The organism is Pseudomonas sp. LB3P14 (genome assembly GCF_054898045.1).
In genome coordinates this window covers 4233649-4248712 of record NZ_CM142714.1, presented here as the reverse complement: position 1 = coordinate 4248712, position 15064 = coordinate 4233649, and the positions used below count along the sequence as shown (strand labels likewise).

At 59.3% G+C, this 15064-nt stretch carries 17 protein-coding genes; 4 read left to right on the top strand and 13 right to left on the bottom strand.

Annotation, left to right across the window (positions count from 1 at the left end; all coding sequences use genetic code 11):
• Positions 1–104: 104 nt before the first annotated feature.
• Positions 105–587, top strand: coding sequence for a glutathione peroxidase (locus ACYZT5_RS19630; RefSeq protein WP_458508379.1), 483 nt, complete (start codon positions 105–107; stop codon positions 585–587).
• Positions 588–743: 156 nt separating this feature from the next.
• Positions 744–1847 (top strand): NADH:flavin oxidoreductase, encoded by a 1104-nt coding sequence (locus ACYZT5_RS19625; protein ID WP_462047018.1) that lies wholly within the window; start codon positions 744–746, stop codon positions 1845–1847.
• Here the strand turns inward: ACYZT5_RS19625 and ACYZT5_RS19620 are convergent.
• Positions 1816–3039 carry a glycosyltransferase family 4 protein gene (locus ACYZT5_RS19620; RefSeq protein ID WP_462047017.1) on the bottom strand — a complete coding sequence of 408 codons (1224 nt, stop codon included), beginning with the start codon at positions 3037–3039 and terminating at the stop codon, positions 1816–1818. The two genes, ACYZT5_RS19625 and ACYZT5_RS19620, sit on opposite strands and share 32 nt — an antisense overlap.
• Positions 3040–3079: 40 nt before the next feature.
• Positions 3080–3832: a sulfate transporter CysZ gene (gene cysZ, locus ACYZT5_RS19615; RefSeq protein WP_462047016.1), complete on the bottom strand. Its 753-nt coding sequence runs from the start codon at positions 3830–3832 to the stop codon at positions 3080–3082.
• A 313-nt stretch (positions 3833–4145) separates the two neighbouring features.
• Here cysZ and trxB point away from each other — a divergent pair, with 313 nt between their 5' ends.
• Positions 4146–5108 carry a thioredoxin-disulfide reductase gene (gene trxB, locus ACYZT5_RS19610; protein WP_462047015.1) on the top strand — a complete coding sequence of 321 codons (963 nt, stop codon included), beginning with the start codon at positions 4146–4148 and terminating at the stop codon, positions 5106–5108.
• A 172-nt stretch (positions 5109–5280) separates the two neighbouring features.
• Here the strand turns inward: trxB and ACYZT5_RS19605 are convergent, their stop codons facing one another.
• From ACYZT5_RS19605 to ACYZT5_RS19555, 11 genes are all read right to left on the bottom strand, one after another.
• The gene (locus ACYZT5_RS19605; protein ID WP_462047014.1) at positions 5281–6564 is read right to left on the bottom strand and encodes an NAD(P)/FAD-dependent oxidoreductase; all 1284 of its coding nucleotides are present in this window, start codon (positions 6562–6564) and stop codon (positions 5281–5283) included.
• A 149-nt stretch (positions 6565–6713) separates the two neighbouring features.
• Positions 6714–7547 carry a transporter substrate-binding domain-containing protein gene (locus ACYZT5_RS19600; protein ID WP_462047013.1) on the bottom strand — a complete coding sequence of 278 codons (834 nt, stop codon included), beginning with the start codon at positions 7545–7547 and terminating at the stop codon, positions 6714–6716.
• 46 nt (positions 7548–7593) lie between these two features.
• Positions 7594–8322: an amino acid ABC transporter ATP-binding protein gene (locus ACYZT5_RS19595; RefSeq protein ID WP_462052284.1), complete on the bottom strand. Its 729-nt coding sequence runs from the start codon at positions 8320–8322 to the stop codon at positions 7594–7596.
• Between the two features lie 69 nt (positions 8323–8391).
• Positions 8392–9366 (bottom strand): amino acid ABC transporter permease, encoded by a 975-nt coding sequence (locus ACYZT5_RS19590; protein WP_462047012.1) that lies wholly within the window; start codon positions 9364–9366, stop codon positions 8392–8394.
• A 132-nt stretch (positions 9367–9498) separates the two neighbouring features.
• Complete coding sequence (locus tag ACYZT5_RS19585; RefSeq protein ID WP_462047011.1) at positions 9499–10749, bottom strand: 2-aminoadipate transaminase; 1251 nt, start codon at positions 10747–10749, stop codon at positions 9499–9501.
• A gap of 123 nt (positions 10750–10872) precedes the next feature.
• Entirely contained in the window at positions 10873–11211 is a 339-nt protein-coding gene (locus ACYZT5_RS19580) for a HopJ type III effector protein (RefSeq protein ID WP_462047010.1), read from the bottom strand.
• Entirely contained in the window at positions 11204–11500 is a 297-nt protein-coding gene (locus tag ACYZT5_RS19575) for a DUF1244 domain-containing protein (protein ID WP_008150700.1), read from the bottom strand. The genes ACYZT5_RS19580 and ACYZT5_RS19575 overlap by 8 nt, the downstream gene beginning before the upstream one ends.
• 68 nt (positions 11501–11568) lie before the next feature.
• Complete coding sequence (folX, locus tag ACYZT5_RS19570; protein WP_462047009.1) at positions 11569–11940, bottom strand: dihydroneopterin triphosphate 2'-epimerase; 372 nt, start codon at positions 11938–11940, stop codon at positions 11569–11571.
• 2 nt (positions 11941–11942) lie between these two features.
• Entirely contained in the window at positions 11943–12518 is a 576-nt protein-coding gene (folE, locus tag ACYZT5_RS19565; RefSeq protein ID WP_462047008.1) for a GTP cyclohydrolase I FolE, read from the bottom strand.
• A 21-nt stretch (positions 12519–12539) separates the two neighbouring features.
• Positions 12540–13250 carry a dihydromonapterin reductase gene (folM, locus tag ACYZT5_RS19560; RefSeq protein ID WP_462047007.1) on the bottom strand — a complete coding sequence of 237 codons (711 nt, stop codon included), beginning with the start codon at positions 13248–13250 and terminating at the stop codon, positions 12540–12542.
• A 72-nt stretch (positions 13251–13322) separates the two neighbouring features.
• A complete protein-coding gene (locus tag ACYZT5_RS19555; RefSeq protein WP_462047006.1) occupies positions 13323–13892 on the bottom strand; it encodes an antibiotic biosynthesis monooxygenase in 570 nt (189 codons plus the stop codon).
• Positions 13893–14104: 212 nt separating this feature from the next.
• On the opposite strand from ACYZT5_RS19555, the gene ACYZT5_RS19550 reads away from it, so the two are divergent.
• Positions 14105–15064, top strand: a complete 960-nt coding sequence (locus ACYZT5_RS19550) for a MerR family transcriptional regulator (protein ID WP_462047005.1) — start codon at positions 14105–14107, stop codon at positions 15062–15064.

Sequence of the window (15064 nt, the reverse complement as noted above, 5' to 3'; positions counted from 1 at the left end):
CAGAACTGGAGAGGCGCCCGAGGGCGCCTTTTTAGTCCGCGGCTGTCCCTGGTGACACCGCCAAGTGGCTGTTTCGAGAAGAACACGGGAATTTGGAGTTCGTCATGAGTGCTTTTCACGACCTTAAATTGACAGGCCTGGATGGTCAGGAGCTACCTCTGGCGCCCTTCAAGGGGCACGTCGTGCTGGTGGTCAACGTCGCCTCCAAATGCGGCTTGACCCCACAGTACGCGGCGCTGGAAAACCTCTACCAGCAATACAAGGACAAAGGCTTCAGCGTGCTGGGCCTGCCGTGCAACCAGTTTGCCGGGCAGGAACCGGGTACCGAGCAAGAGATCCAGGCGTTTTGCAGCCTCAACTATGGCGTGAGTTTTCCGTTGTCCAGCAAGCTGGAAGTCAACGGTCACGATCGTCATCAGCTGTACCGTCTGCTGGCGGGCGAGGGGGCTGAATTTCCCGGTGACATTACCTGGAACTTCGAAAAATTCCTGCTGGGCAAGGATGGTCGCGTGCTGGCGCGGTTCTCGCCGCGCACGGCGCCGGATGATCCGTCTGTCGTTCATGCGATCGAAAAAGCGCTGAGCTGAACCAAAAAAATCGCAGCCACCGAGCTGCGATTTTTTATGCCTGCCTTTTGAACCTTAATCACCGCAATCAATAGTGCTGTGCAGCGTTTGTCGCTCCGCATATTATCGCCGTCATAAAACATATGTCCCGTCGATATCGTTTCTGTGGAGCGTCCCATGCCCGTCAAAGCCCTGTTCAAACCGTTCCACCTCGGCACCCTTGAATTGCCGACTCGCGTCGTCATGGCGCCAATGACCCGCTCGTTTTCGCCGGGTGGCGTTCCCAATTCCAAAGTGATCGAGTACTACCGTCGTCGCGCCGCCGCAGGCGTCGGCCTGATCATCACCGAAGGCACCACCGTCGGCCACAAGGCTTCCAACGGCTACCCGAACGTACCGCACTTCTACGGTGAAGCAGCGCTGGCCGGCTGGAAGAAAGTGGTCGACGCGGTTCATGCTGAAGGCGGCAAGATCGTTCCGCAGCTGTGGCATGTCGGCAGCGTGCGCCGCATCGGCACCGAGCCGGATGCCAGCGTGCCGGGTTATGGCCCGTCGGAGAAATTGAAGGACGCTCAGGTCGTGGTTCACGGCATGACCCAACAAGATATTCAGGACGTGATCGCCGCGTTCGCCCAGGCCGCCAAAGATGCCCAGAGCATCGGCATGGACGGCGTGGAAATTCACGGTGCCCACGGCTACCTCGTGGACCAGTTCTTCTGGGAAGGCAGCAACCAGCGCACCGACGAATACGGCGGCAGCCTGGCCAACCGTTCGCGTTTCGCCATTGAACTGATCCAGGCTGTGCGTGCTGCGGTCGGTGAAGGCTTCCCGATTATTTTCCGTTTCTCCCAATGGAAGCAGCAGGATTACACCGCGCGTCTGGTGCAAACACCCGAAGCGTTGGGTGAATTCCTCAAACCGTTGTCCGACGCTGGCGTGGATATTTTCCACTGCTCGACGCGCCGTTTCTGGGAGCCGGAATTCGACGGTTCCGAGCTGAACCTGGCAGGCTGGACCCGCAAGCTCATTGGCAAACCGACCATCACGGTGGGCAGTGTCGGCCTGGACGGCGAGTTCCTGCAGTTCATGGTCAACACCGACAAGATCGCGCAGCCGGCCAGTCTGGAAAAACTGCTGGAGCGTTTGAACAATGATGAGTTCGATCTGGTGGCGGTAGGTCGTGCGCTGCTGGTGGACCCGGACTGGGCGCAGAAAGTGCGTGAGGGCCGTGAAGAAGACATCCTGCCGTTCAGCCGTGAGGCGTTGATGACCCTGGTTTAAGCCGAGGCTCAATGCTTGAGGCAAGCGGGGTCTGACAAGCCCCGCGCAACTGCCCTTCAAACTGTTCGATAATCGCTGCCCAACCCTGGCGACTCGCATGTTGGCGCGCATTCAGCCGCACGCAGCGCAAGGTTTCGCGCTTCTCCAGCAGCCAGCACGCCGCATCGCAGAACGCCTCTTCGTCCCCCGGCATCGCCAGCACGCCGTTGTAGCCATGGCGGATGTGCTGAGCCGCCGCCGCTTGATCGTAAGCCACGACACCCAAACCCGAAGCCAGTGCCTCAAGTACCACGTTGCCGAAAGTTTCGGTCAGGCTCGGAAACAGAAACACATCCGCCGACGCATAGTGACTGGCCAAGGCTTCGCCGCGTTGTGAGCCACAGAAAATCGCTTCAGGCAGTTCCTTCTCAAGTGCCGCTCGTTGCGGACCGTCGCCAATCACAATCAACCGAATTTTGCGCTGTGGATAAGTGGCTTTCAGTGCGTCGAAGCAGCGCTTGAGCAGGCCCAGATTTTTCTCCGGTGCCAGACGTCCTACATGGATGACAGCGATGTCGTCGTTACCCACCCCCCAACTCTCACGCAGGGCGTTAATCCGTTTGGTCGGGTGAAACAATTGGCTGTCGACGCCACGTGACAGCAGCGCCAGGCGCTCGAAATGCCGGCGCTCCAGCTCCAGCCGCTGACTGACGCTGGGCACCAGGGTCAGGGTCGTGCGATTGTGAAACCAGCGCAGGTAGTGAGTCAGCAAACGTGTCAGCAACCCAAGCCCATATTGGCTGGAGTACTGCTGGAAATTGGTGTGGAAGCCACTGACCACCGAAATCCCCAAGCGCCGTGCCGCGCGCAACGCCGACAATCCCAGCGGTCCTTCCGTGGCGATGTACAGCACGTCCGGCCGATGACGCTTCCAGCGCCGCAGCAGTTTGTGCATCGACGACTGGCCCCATTGCAAGCCGGGATAGCCCGGCAGCGGCCAGCCCCGACATAGCAACAACGCATCGTCGCTGCCCAGCTGCTGGTCGCAACCCTGACGCGGCCGCACCAATTCCACCTGATGCCCGCGCGCGCGCAAGCCGTCGCACAAGCGGCCAAGGGTATTGGCGACGCCGTTGATTTCCGGTGGGAAGGTTTCGGTGATCAGAGTGATATGCAGAGCTGTCGTCATGACCTCAGTGTCGGCTGAGGCCATGTCGGCATTGTGACGGTGGGATGATGGATTTGTGACCGGATCAGCGCTGGACCACCAGGTTTTCCGCACCGCGCTCACGCACCCAAAACAACGTCGCTCCCGCAACCGCCGCTGGCATCATCAGGATGTTGACCACCGGAATCAGCAACACCAGATAGACGATCCCGCCGAAGCTCATGCTCTGCCAGCGCTTCTCGCGCAGCCAGGCGAGCATCTCATCCCACCCAAGCTTGTGGTTATCCGCTGGGTAGTCGATGTATTGGATCGCCATCATCCACACGCCAAACAGCAGCCAAAGCGGCGCGGCAATGATGTTCACCACGGGGATGAAAGACAGGATGAACAACCCGATGGCGCGTGGCAGGAAGTAGCTGAGTTTGCGCATTTCCCGGGCCAGGGTGCGAGGGATCATGGCGATCAGTTCGCCCCAGCTGAAGCTCGGGAAGTCGTCCGTGCCACGCACCACGACTTCGACTTTTTCCGCTAGAAAGCCGTTGAACGGCGCGGCGATGACGTTGGCCAGCATGGTGAAGGTGAAGAACACCATCAACACCACCAGCACCACGAACAACGGCCAGAGGACATAACTGAGAAAACTCAACCAGTCGGGCAGGGACGGCATCAATGTATCGACCCACAGGCTGAATTGATGGCTGGCCAGATAGATCAATCCGACGAACAGCACCAGGTTGATCACCAGGGGCAACAACACGAACAAGCGCAGGCTTGGGCTCAGGACCAGCTTGAGGCCTTCGCGCAGGTATTGCGGGCCGGACAGAACGGGGGCGGGCATAACGTGCTCCGAGCAAAGGGGAAACGCGCCGACCTTACCGGCTTTGCCTGACAGGCGAAAGCGCGGTAGCACCATCGACATTAACTGTAACAAAGGCGCCTATCTCCATCGTGATGGGATAGAGACCGCCTATGAGCTGGATTGTTAAACCGTATTTCCTTAATCTTCGCCCCCTCGATACGCTGCACCCAATCTTTTTACAGGACTGTCGAGCTCAAGCCTTCCCCAAGTGCTATCTACGGTCCTTTTTTATTCCCGCCGGCAACCCGGCGTTCCGCGCCAGAAGTTTCGGGCCGGTCAACAGGAGCAGGTCATGTCTGAAGTCCGTCATTCGCGAGTGATTATTCTCGGTTCCGGCCCTGCCGGTTACAGCGCCGCGGTGTATGCCGCCCGTGCCAACCTTAAGCCACTGCTGATTACCGGCATGCAAGCCGGCGGTCAACTGACCACCACCACCGAAGTCGACAACTGGCCGGGCGATGTCCACGGCCTGACCGGCCCGGCGCTGATGGAGCGCATGAAAGAGCACGCCGAGCGTTTTGAAACCGAAATCGTCTTCGATCACATCAATGCCGTGGACTTCGCTGCCAAGCCGTACACCCTGACCGGCGACAGCGCGACCTACACCTGCGACGCCCTGATCATCGCCACCGGCGCTAGCGCTCGTTACCTGGGCCTGCCGTCGGAAGAAACGTTCATGGGCAAAGGCGTTTCGGCCTGCGCCACCTGCGACGGTTTCTTCTACCGCAACAAGCCAGTGGCCGTGGTCGGTGGCGGCAACACCGCTGTCGAAGAAGCTCTGTACCTGGCCAACATCGCCAGCCAGGTCACCCTGATTCACCGTCGCGAAACCTTCCGCGCCGAAAAAATCCTGATCGACAAGCTGAATGCCCGGGTTGCCGAAGGCAAGATCGTCTTGAAGCTGAACTCGACTCTGGACGAAGTCCTGGGCGACAACATGGGCGTGACCGGTGCCCGCCTGAAGAACAACGACGGCAGCTTCGACGAGCTGACAGTCGACGGCGTGTTCATCGCCATCGGCCACACCCCGAACACGTCGTTGTTCGAAGGTCAGCTGACGCTGAAAGACGGTTACCTGGTGGTGCAGGGCGGCCGTGACGGCAACGCCACTGCCACCAGTCTGGAAGGCATCTTTGCTGCCGGTGACGTGGCTGACCACGTTTACCGTCAGGCCATCACCTCGGCCGGCGCCGGCTGCATGGCGGCACTGGACGCCGAGCGTTACCTCGACGACCTGCAGAACGCCTCGTTCTGATTGCGTAGCAATGAAAAAACCGGCCTCGGCCGGTTTTTTTTACTCGCAGAAAAGTCCGATCAACCCTGTGGGAGCGAGCCTGCTCGCGAAATCGGTGTGTCAGTCGACATCAATGTTGAGTGGTAAATCGCCTTCGCGAGCAGGCTCGCTCCCACAGGTTCGCCGGCGTTCATCAGCCTTTTAGCCGCTCCTGCACAAAGTCCATGACCTTCAACGATTGATAGATGGCATTGGCGGCAATCCGTCCGAACGGCCCACCATTCCAGTCCAGCAGGTACGGTTTGAACAACTGATACCGTGCACTTTCTCCGCACACCGCTTCAGCGATCACCCTGCCGCCAATGGACCCGGTATTCAAACCATGTCCACCAAACGAGGTGCAGGCCCAGACGCCCGGTTCCAGCAGCCCAAGGTTGGGCATTTTGTTGGTGGAGTAACCCATCAGGCCGGACCAGGCGAGTTCGATGTTGACCGGGGCCAGTTGCGGATAGACCGAAACCATATCCGCCTTGAGCATCGCCGCCAGGGCTTTCTCGTTCTGTTCGTTGCGGGTGGTGATGCGTCCGCCCCAGAGCAGGCGGTCACCTTCGACCACGCGGTAATAGTCCGAGGCGCGGCGGTCGTCGGAGAACGCGGCGCCGGAGTCGAGGACGTTTTTGATCGAGTCGCCCAAGTGTTCGGTCAGCACCACATAGGTAGCGATGGGCAGGTAGGCGCGGCTGAGTTTTTGCAGCTCCGGGCCGCCGTAACCGCCGGCGCAGAACACCAGGTCCTTGCAGCACACGGTGCCGTTGGCGGTCTGGACAATTTTGTCGGCGCCGTCGCGCCGCCAGGCCAGCATTTTTGAGTGTTCGAAAATCCGGCCTCCCGCCGCTTCGATGGCGAGGGCCAGACCCAGGCAATAATTCAGCGGGTGAAAGTGCAAGGCGTTCGGATCCTCGATGCCCTGGAAATAGCGCAGGGTGTGGGCCCGTTCGCGGACCTGGGCGGTGTCGAGGTAGTTGAGTTCATAGCTGAAGTCACGGCGCATCGTGTCGATGTGGTTTTTCACGCCAGCACTGTCGTCGTAGCGCTTGACCTGAATCGTGCCGGCGGACGGATCGCACCCGGTCAGAGCCAGTTCGGCAATGTTATGGCGGACAATCTCCACGCCCTCGACCGACATCTGGAATAGCGCCCTGGCCTGTTCCAGTCCAAGTTTTTTGCGGATCGCCCCCGACCCTTCAGCCCAGCCCGGCGAGACCACGCCGCCATTACGGCCGGACGCGCCCCAAGCGACTTGATGGGCTTCGAGGATGATTACGCGTTTGCCGCGTCGGGTCAGTTCCAGGGCGGCGGTGAGGCCAGCGATCCCGGCGCCGATGATGCAGACGTCGCAGGTTTCGTTAGTGCGCAGTTCGGGCCTGGCTGCTCGGGGTAGCGAGGTTTGGGAATACCAGGTGGTGGGGAAGGACATGGTCGATCCTTGAGAAATTGCCAGTTAATTAAGCGTACGTCGGACATTGTGGGAGCGAGCCTGCTCGCGAAGAAGCCGGCACATACAACATCAATGCAAGCTGACCCACCGCTTTCGCGAGCAGGCTCGCTCCTACAGGGTTCAGGTGTTTACTTGATGGTCGAATAGTCGATGCCATACCACTTGGTCGACAGCTTGGTCAGCGTGCCGTCCTTGTGCATGGCGGCGATGATTTCACCGAGCTTGGCCTTTAACTCCGGGTCACCCTTGTCGGTGGCAATGGCCAGCGGTTCGAAAAACACCACGCCGTTGTCGACGGCTCGCAACGGGTAGTTTTTCTTGATGGCTGCTTCCAGTGTGCTGCGCTGAGTGAGGATCGCGTCCAGACGGATACCGTCGCCCAGGCGCAGGTCATCCAGCGGCCCGAGGGAGCCGGCGTAGGTCTTCATTTTCTTGGTCTGTACGTCGTAGGCAACGGGAGGCAGGTCAGTGGCTTCGATGGCCAGCGCCTGGTTGAGGTAGTCCTCGGACGTGGTGCCACCTTCGACGCCGATGGTCTTGCCATTGAGGGCCTTGTGGTCGGTTACCGTGGATTTGTTGTGAACTGCAAACACGTAGGGCACGTAGTAATAGGTCCCTGGGAAATCGAGGATTCGTGCGCGACTCCTGGTCGCCGTCATTGAACCGACGGACACGTCCCAGCGCCCGTTCCATTTGCCCGCAGTGATCACATCCCATTCGGGCGTGATGAACTTGGCCTCGACGCCGAGACGCTTGGCGATCTCCTTGGAAACGTCGATATCAAAACCATCGATTTCATTTTTGTCGTTGATGAAACCCTGGGGTGGCCAGGTCGCCGAGGTAGCGACGGTCAATGTCTTGCTGCTCTGGATCTTGTCCAGCACGGCACCGGCATTGGCGGCACCGACGAACAACAGCGATATTGCGGCGGCGAGGGTGATTGCGCGTTTACTTCTGACCATGTCCATCTCCATGTCTCGTTATTGTTTTATGGGGGCAAAGCGGTCTTCAGTGACCGATGATCTGTGACAGGAATTTCTGCGCACGCTCGGTCTGTGGGTTGTTGAAAAACTCGGCAGGGGTGGCTTGTTCGATGACCTGGCCCTGGTCCATGAACAGCACACGGTCGGCGACCTTGCTGGCAAAACCCATCTCGTGGGTCACACAAATCATGGTCATGCCATCGGTGGCCAACTCGCCCATCACGTCCAGCACTTCGTGGACCATTTCCGGGTCCAGCGCCGAGGTCGGCTCATCGAACAGCATCACTTTGGGGTTCATGCACAGCGCCCGGGCAATCGCCACGCGCTGTTGCTGGCCACCGGACAATTGCGATGGGTACTTGTGCGCATGCTCGGCAATTCGCACCCGTTCCAGGTAAACCTGAGCGCGTTTTTTCGCCTCGGCGCTCGACACGCCTTGCACCAGTTGCGGCGCCAGGGTCAGGTTGTCCATCACGCTCAAATGCGGGAACAGGTTGAAGCTCTGGAACACCATGCCGATTTCCCGGCGCACGGCGCTGACACTTTCTGCCTCGCTGGTGAGGGTAATGCCGTTGACCTGGATGTGGCCTTTCTGGAAGTTTTCCAGGTGATTGATGCAGCGAATCATCGTCGATTTGCCCGAGCCCGACGGCCCGCACACCACCAGAATTTCGCCGGCGGCGACGTTCAGATCGACATCGCGCAAGGCGTGAAAATCGCCGTACCACTTGTTCAAACCGATGATGGAAATCATCGAAGGGCTGGCCTGCGCAACAGGTGCCAGGTCGAGTAGCTCAGCGGTATTAGTTCGAGTCATCACGCATCAACCCCTTGCGATGGATCGGTTGACCCGTTTTTCGATCCGCGCCTGCACCCGTTCGAGGATGAACGACAGGGCCCAGTAAATCATCGCGGCGGTGATCAGCATTTCCAGGTGGCGGAAGTCCGCACGACCCTGGGTCTTGGCCAGGTACATCAGTTCCCAGACGCCGATCACCGACACCAGCGAACTGTCCTTGAGCATGGCGATGAACTGGTTGCCGGTGGGCGGGATGATCACCCGTAAGGCTTGCGGCATGATCACCCGGCTCAGGGTCTTGAACGGGTTGATGCCCAACGCTCGTGAAGCTTCCCACTGGCCCACCGGAATGCTCTGGATACCTGCACGGAAAATCTCGGTCATGTAAGCGCCGTAACACAGGGATAACGCGAGGATGCCGGCGGGAACCGCGTCGACCACATAGCCCAGTTGCGGCAGCCCGAGGTAAATCAGGTAGACCTGGATCAACAGCGGAACACCGCGAAAGAACGAGGTGTAGAACGAGGCGATGGCATTGGCCAAGCCGTTGTTCGACAGCTTGGCCACCGCCCCGATCAACGCCAGCACGAAGGCAATCACAATCGCCACGGCGGAGATGTACAGCGTGGTTGCAGCGCCCTGGATGATCAGGAAGCCGATCTTGTCGAGGATGAAACTGTAGGAGAGGTCGAAAGTGTCGAAGAACGCCAGGAACAGGACCAGCAGTTCGATCCAGACCACGGTGGTCTGCACCTTGAACTTCAAGCGTCCGAGGGCGTGGAAGTTCAGCGTGCCCAGCGCGGCAATCGCCAGGCCGATGGCGACATTGCGAGCGGTAAGGCTGTCTGGGGCATTGCCCAGCAGCGGATGCAGGAAATGACTGAGGGCGCTGTTACCCAGGTTCATCAGGTAGGAGCCGAGAAACAGCACTACGGCTACGCCAAACAGGAATTGAGGATCATTGGACTTCTTTTTATAAATTATATTGTCGTGATACATGAATGCCTCAGGCTTGTAGGTAGTAGTGATCTCGCTTGGTAAAAAGGGGTATTTGGCCAGTATTGCGACGCAAAATCAGGGACTACAAGCGAACATAATTCGCTATGTCAGTCCCTGATCGTAGTTTGCTTTTCAGGATAGCTTCGCGAGGCATGCCTCAAGAATGTCCAGCCCTTCCTCCAGCACCGCCGCCTCGGTGGTCAACGGCGCCAATAGCCGAATAATGTGGCGCGCCTTGCCGCTGGGCATCAGCAACAAACCTACGTCGCGTGCCAACGCCAGTAGCTGCGTCACCTGCGCCGATGCCGGTGTGCCGTCGGCATTGATCAACTCGATGCCACGCATAGCGCCAACGCCGGTCAAGCGCCCCAGATACGGCGACAACTTACTGGTGCGCCAGGATTCGTAGCGGCTGACAATCGCTTCTTCCTGTTGTGCGCCCCAGGCTTGCAAGTGCGCGTCAGTCATTTCGTCCAGGGTCGCCAGCGCCGCGGCGCAGGCGATGGGATTGCCCGAATAGGTGCCGCCCAGTCCGCCCTTGGGCAAGGTGTCGAGCAATGACTTGCGCCCGACAACCGCACCCAGCGGCACGCCGCCGGCAATGCTTTTACCCAGCAGGATCAGGTCCGGCTCAATGCCCAATCGCGAGAACGCAAAGCGCTGGCCGGTGCGACCGAAGCCGGACTGGATTTCATCAGCGATCAGCAGGATGTTTTTTTCATCACAGAAGCGTCGCAGCGCCTGGGCGAACTCCACGTCCATCGCCAGGAAGCCTGCTTCACCCTGCACCGGTTCGACAATAAAACAGGCGACGTCGTCGACGTCGATCTCGACGCTGAACAGTCGCTCCATGGCTTTCAGAGCCTCTGCGCAGGTCACGCCGTTGTCCTTGCTCGGGAAGGGCAGGTGGTACACCGGACCAGGCAGCGCGCCGACTTTCTGTTTGTAGGGCGCGACTTTACCGTTGAGGTTGAGAGTGGCGAGTGTACGACCGTGGAAGGCCCCGTCGAAGGCGATGACGGCCGTGCGACCGGTCGCGCCACGGACGATCTTCAGGGCGTTTTCCGCCGCTTCCGCACCGCTGTTGGTGAGCATGCCACTGACCGGGTAATCCACCGGAATAAACGCGGTGAGACGATCCATCAGTTCGATGTAGGGCGCATGCGGGGCGGCGTTGAACGCGTAGTGGGTCAGGCGAGTGGCTTGTTCGCGAATGGCCTCGACGATGCGCGGATGGCAATGGCCGAGGTTCAGTACCCCGATGCCGCCGACGAAGTCGATGTAGCGTTTGCCATCGGTGTCCCAGACCTCGGCATTTTTGCCGTGGCTCAGCGTGACGGGATGAACGATGTTGATCGACCGGCTGATGGTTTCGCTGCTCATGGATACCTGACTCAGAAGAAGGGATGCTTCTTTTTATCTAAGCCGTGAGCAGCGGTGCCCGGCAAATGAAATAAAGTTGCCGGGTCAATCTTAAAAGTCGGGATGTGCCGGGTGGGCGTTGAATCAGCGACGAGTCAGCGGCTGCTGAGTGAACTTCACACCCGCCAGACCATGAGCAATCAACGCGCGGATATTGCCGTGGTCGCTGCCTTCAGGCGTGGCCACCACCGAGCGGTAGTGCTCGCCGAACGCCAACAGCGCTTCTTCATCGCTCAAGCCTTCCAGCAGCGCCAGACCCAGGGTCTTGCACGAGCCTTCGTTCTGCCCGGCTGCGTTTTCCACGCCGCCGTTATTGAAGGCCTGTGGCTGGTAGTCGTAGCCGGCGGCGATGAAGGCCAGGGTGTCGGCAAAAACGTGTTCACCGCTCTGGAGGCGGGTGCGCAGGGTGTTCAAATCACTCATTGGGTTTTCCTTTGGCGAACGCCGCTTGTTGTTCAGCGTTGGCTTCTTGCTGGTATTGGGCTTTCCACTCGGCGTACGGCATGCCGTAAACCACTTCGCGGGCGTCATCGAGGCTGACCTCGATCTGGCGTTCGTCAGCGGCGGCCTTGTACCACTTGGACAAGCAGTTGCGGCAGAAACCGGAGAGGTTCATCAGGTCGATGTTCTGCACATCCTTGCGGCTGTCCAGGTGGGCGACCAACCGGCGAAAGGCGGCGGCTTCGAGTTCCAGGCGTTGTTGATCGGTCATGGCGGGCTCTGTGCAATCGAATCGTGGCGGGGATGATAAAAGCCTGGCGCACAATGCGCCAGACGCGGTCAGCGGCTCGCGGCCAGGGTAATCGACACCGATTCGGCAAAACGCAGGGCGTGTGGCTTGTCGACTTCGACCTCGGCGTACAGCACCGATTCGTTGGACATGACCAGATCGAGAATTTCCTGAGTCAGGCGCTCAAGCAGAGCGAACCGATTGCCTTCCACGTGGGCGATGATCGCCTTGGTGATGGTGCGGTAATTCAGCGCGTGATCGATATCGTTGTCACGCACCGCTTCCTGAGCCGCATACAGGATGGTCAGGTTGATCAGCACATCCTGCTTGTTGAGGATTTCATCCTCGTTGATGCCGATGAAGGTCCGCAGGCACAGGTCCTTGACCCGGATGCGTGCCGTTCCTGGTTGAAGTTGTGGCATTGCTACTTGCTCCGTCCAATCAATTGCAGGAACTCCTGGCGGGTGTTGCTCGACTCGCGGAAGGCGCCGAGCATCACCGAGGTGTTCATGGTCGAATTCTGTTTCTCGACGCCGCGCATCATCATGCACATGTGCTTGGCTTCGATGACCACCGCGACGCCCGCCGCGCCGGTCACTTGCTGCACCGCGTCGGCGATTTGCCGGGTGAGGTTTTCCTGGATTTGCAGGCGACGGGCGAACATGTCCACCAGTCGCGCAATCTTCGACAGGCCCAGCACCTTGCCCGTTGGAATATAAGCCACATGCGCCTTGCCGATGAAGGGCAGCATGTGATGTTCGCAGAGCGAGTACAGCTCGATGTTGTCGACGATGATCATTTCATCGTTGTCGGAAGCGAACAGCGCGCCGTTGACGATCTCTTCGACGCTTTGCTCGTAACCATGGCAGAGGTACTGCATGGCTTTTGCCGCGCGGGCCGGGGTGTCTTGCAGGCCCTCGCGGTCGGGGTTTTCACCGAGGCCGATGAGGATCTCGCGGTAGCTTTGGGACATGGAGTTCTGGGGCAGGGATAACGTCATGGAACATCCTCGCGGGGCCGCTTATTTGATGTGCCGTCCGCCGTTGACGGTCAGGGTCGTGCCGGTGACATAAGGGTTGTCGAGCAAATAGCGCAAGCTCTGGTAGATCACTTCGCTGCCGGGTTCGATACCCAGCGCGGACTTGGCCAGTGCCTTGGCGCGGTACGCCGCGTCGTCGTCAGGATTGAACAGTAGCAGGGCTGGCGCGATGCCGTTGACCTTGATGCCCGGTGCGTATTTCGCCGCAAACGACAGCGTCAGGCTGTCGAGCCCGGCTTTGCTGGCACAGTAGCCAATGTGCTTGCTGCTGCCCTTGCGGGTCACGTCGTCGCCGATGTGCACGATGTCGGCGGGGGTTGAGCGTTGCAGCAAGTCGGCACAGTGCAGGTTGATCAGGTAGGGCGCCAGCATGTGTACGTTGAACATGCGGGTGAAGGCCGCAGCGTCGGTGTCCGGGGTTTCGGCCAACCATTCGGAGGCGTTATGGACGATCGCCCGCAGGCTGTCGGTGTGGTTTTTCAGTTCGCTGATGAACGCGAAGATCCCGGCTTCAGTGGAGAAGTCTGCAAAGACCGCGGTCGCCCCCAGGTCGCGCAGGATTTGCACGCCGGGGCGTTCACTGCGGTAGCTGAAGATCACCGGCTGGCCATCCTCGAGCAAACGCTGCGCACAGTGCAGGCCAACACGTTGGCCGGCACCGGTGATGAGGATCGGGGCTACGGAAGAGGTCATGAACGGCTCGCGTCGCGGTAAGAGCAAAACTATACCAGCGACGGGAGGCGTACACCTATTGTGGTGGCAGGCTTAGCGATTCTGCGTTGAAGGTTCGGCGGGCAGCGGCCGTTGCGGCGTGGTGTTCAGCCAGCTGGCCAGCAGGCGGGTCGACAGTGGAATGAAGAAGTAGACCATCAGCGGGGTCAGGCACAAGGTGCTGATGAACACACGACTCAGCAGGCTCGTTTCCGCCAGCAACGGTCCCAGGACAACGTTGAACAGCAGGGAAACCGGAAAGAACGCCAACCAGATCGCCACGGCCTGTTTCCAGCGTGGTGGGCGCTGGCCGGCCGCGCCGAACCAGCCTTCGATGCCGCTGACCCGATGTTCCGTTGGATGGGCGAACAAGTCGCTGCCGCGTCCGAGCCAAGCGGTGCGCGACACAGAATGCTCCCAGGCGTGCAGGGTCTGCTCGTCGGCGAAGCGGAAAATAATCTGGAATTCGTCATCATCGGGTGGCGGAGCGAGCACGCCAGAGCCGAGATAGCCGGGGAAATCGGTAGCCAGTTGTTCGCCTTCACGCAACCAGGCGATCAGGTCTTGATAACGCCCATCGGCGACGCGGCGCGCAACCATCAGCGTGACGGGTGAGGTAGACATTGTGTATCTCCATATGACTATCGCGTCGCTCCGGATAGGAGTTTCGCCAGGCGCAGCGCCGGGGTGGTGGGCTGCGTCTCAGAACAAGCAAGGATTATTCCTGATTCTGCCATGTACGTCAGTGACATTCGTCGCCATCAACGTCTTGAATGGTATGGGGGCAGGAGAGGTAGAATGGGATCCAATTTGCACATGGACGTAAAATTTTAAAGATGCCTGTCCTGACTGACGTTGTCCCTGGATTGCAGACTGGTCCTCCTCTCGAGCAGGAAGAACTGTTTCCGATTCGCGAAGTGGCGCGCCTGACCGGGGTCAACCCGGTCACGCTACGCGCATGGGAACGCCGCTATGGGCTGATACAGCCCGCGCGCACCGAAAGTGGGCACCGCCTGTATTCGATGACCGATATCGATCGGGTCCGCAGCATCCTTGGCTGGATCGAACGCGGCGTTGCTGTCAGTAAAGTCGGCAAGATACTGGCCAGGATTGCACCGCTTCAAACGCTGTCGCACATCATCCCGAATGAGCTCGTGCAAGCTGACTATACGCAATGGCAGCAGCAAGTTCAGGCGGTGGTGAGTGCCTTTGACGAGGTTCAATTGGAGCATGTCTATGGACAGATTTTTTCCACTTACCCTCTGACTGTCGTGTTTCAGGACATTCTGCTTCCACTCTGGAAGCAATTGCTGCAGCGCCATGAAGCATTCGGCCAGGCCAGCGAGTGGCTTTTCCTGGATGGGTTTCTGCGTTCTCGAGTGTTGCAGCGCCTGCTACTGGTGCGTGTCATGCAGCCGCGACGGGTAATTGTCTGCGCCCTGAACGATCAGTGTCGTGAACTCGAACTGCTGGTAACGGCGCTGTTACTGAGCAGTGTCGATTCGGCCATTCAAGTGCTGGCTATCGGTCAGCCATTCGATGAATTGACCCTGGTCTGTGAGAGAGTCAAGCCCCAGGCGCTGGTGCTGTTTTCCAATCAAGCGCCTGCGCTCGAGCTGCCACGGCGTTTGAATCGCCTGGCCTTGAGCCTGGATTGTCAGTTGATGCTGGCGGGGGATGCGTCCGATCTGGCGCAGGAGTACCTGGCTGGATCGTCGATTGGATGTCTGGGTAACGAGGGAGTGGTCATGCGTCAGCGTCTGAAACAGTTCCTGACAAGCAACCTGGATACTTGA

Coding starts and splice junctions, on each gene's coding strand:
- cysZ (WP_462047016.1), bottom strand. CDS start 3,832: ATGCCCGCCCCCGTTCTGTCCGGCCCGCAATACCTGCGCGAAGGCCTC.
- ACYZT5_RS19555 (WP_462047006.1), bottom strand. CDS start 13,892: ATGTCTACCTCACCCGTCACGCTGATGGTTGCGCGCCGCGTCGCCGAT.
- folM (WP_462047007.1), bottom strand. CDS start 13,250: ATGACCTCTTCCGTAGCCCCGATCCTCATCACCGGTGCCGGCCAACGT.
- ACYZT5_RS19625 (WP_462047018.1), top strand. CDS start 744: ATGCCCGTCAAAGCCCTGTTCAAACCGTTCCACCTCGGCACCCTTGAA.
- ACYZT5_RS19585 (WP_462047011.1), bottom strand. CDS start 10,749: ATGAGCAGCGAAACCATCAGCCGGTCGATCAACATCGTTCATCCCGTC.
- ACYZT5_RS19590 (WP_462047012.1), bottom strand. CDS start 9,366: ATGTATCACGACAATATAATTTATAAAAAGAAGTCCAATGATCCTCAA.
- folX (WP_462047009.1), bottom strand. CDS start 11,940: ATGCCACAACTTCAACCAGGAACGGCACGCATCCGGGTCAAGGACCTG.
- ACYZT5_RS19575 (WP_008150700.1), bottom strand. CDS start 11,500: ATGACCGATCAACAACGCCTGGAACTCGAAGCCGCCGCCTTTCGCCGG.
- ACYZT5_RS19595 (WP_462052284.1), bottom strand. CDS start 8,322: ATGATTTCCATCATCGGTTTGAACAAGTGGTACGGCGATTTTCACGCC.
- trxB (WP_462047015.1), top strand. CDS start 4,146: ATGTCTGAAGTCCGTCATTCGCGAGTGATTATTCTCGGTTCCGGCCCT.
- ACYZT5_RS19580 (WP_462047010.1), bottom strand. CDS start 11,211: ATGAGTGATTTGAACACCCTGCGCACCCGCCTCCAGAGCGGTGAACAC.
- folE (WP_462047008.1), bottom strand. CDS start 12,518: ATGACGTTATCCCTGCCCCAGAACTCCATGTCCCAAAGCTACCGCGAG.
- ACYZT5_RS19605 (WP_462047014.1), bottom strand. CDS start 6,564: ATGTCCTTCCCCACCACCTGGTATTCCCAAACCTCGCTACCCCGAGCA.
- ACYZT5_RS19630 (WP_458508379.1), top strand. CDS start 105: ATGAGTGCTTTTCACGACCTTAAATTGACAGGCCTGGATGGTCAGGAG.
- ACYZT5_RS19550 (WP_462047005.1), top strand. CDS start 14,105: ATGCCTGTCCTGACTGACGTTGTCCCTGGATTGCAGACTGGTCCTCCT.
- ACYZT5_RS19600 (WP_462047013.1), bottom strand. CDS start 7,547: ATGGTCAGAAGTAAACGCGCAATCACCCTCGCCGCCGCAATATCGCTG.
- ACYZT5_RS19620 (WP_462047017.1), bottom strand. CDS start 3,039: ATGGCCTCAGCCGACACTGAGGTCATGACGACAGCTCTGCATATCACT.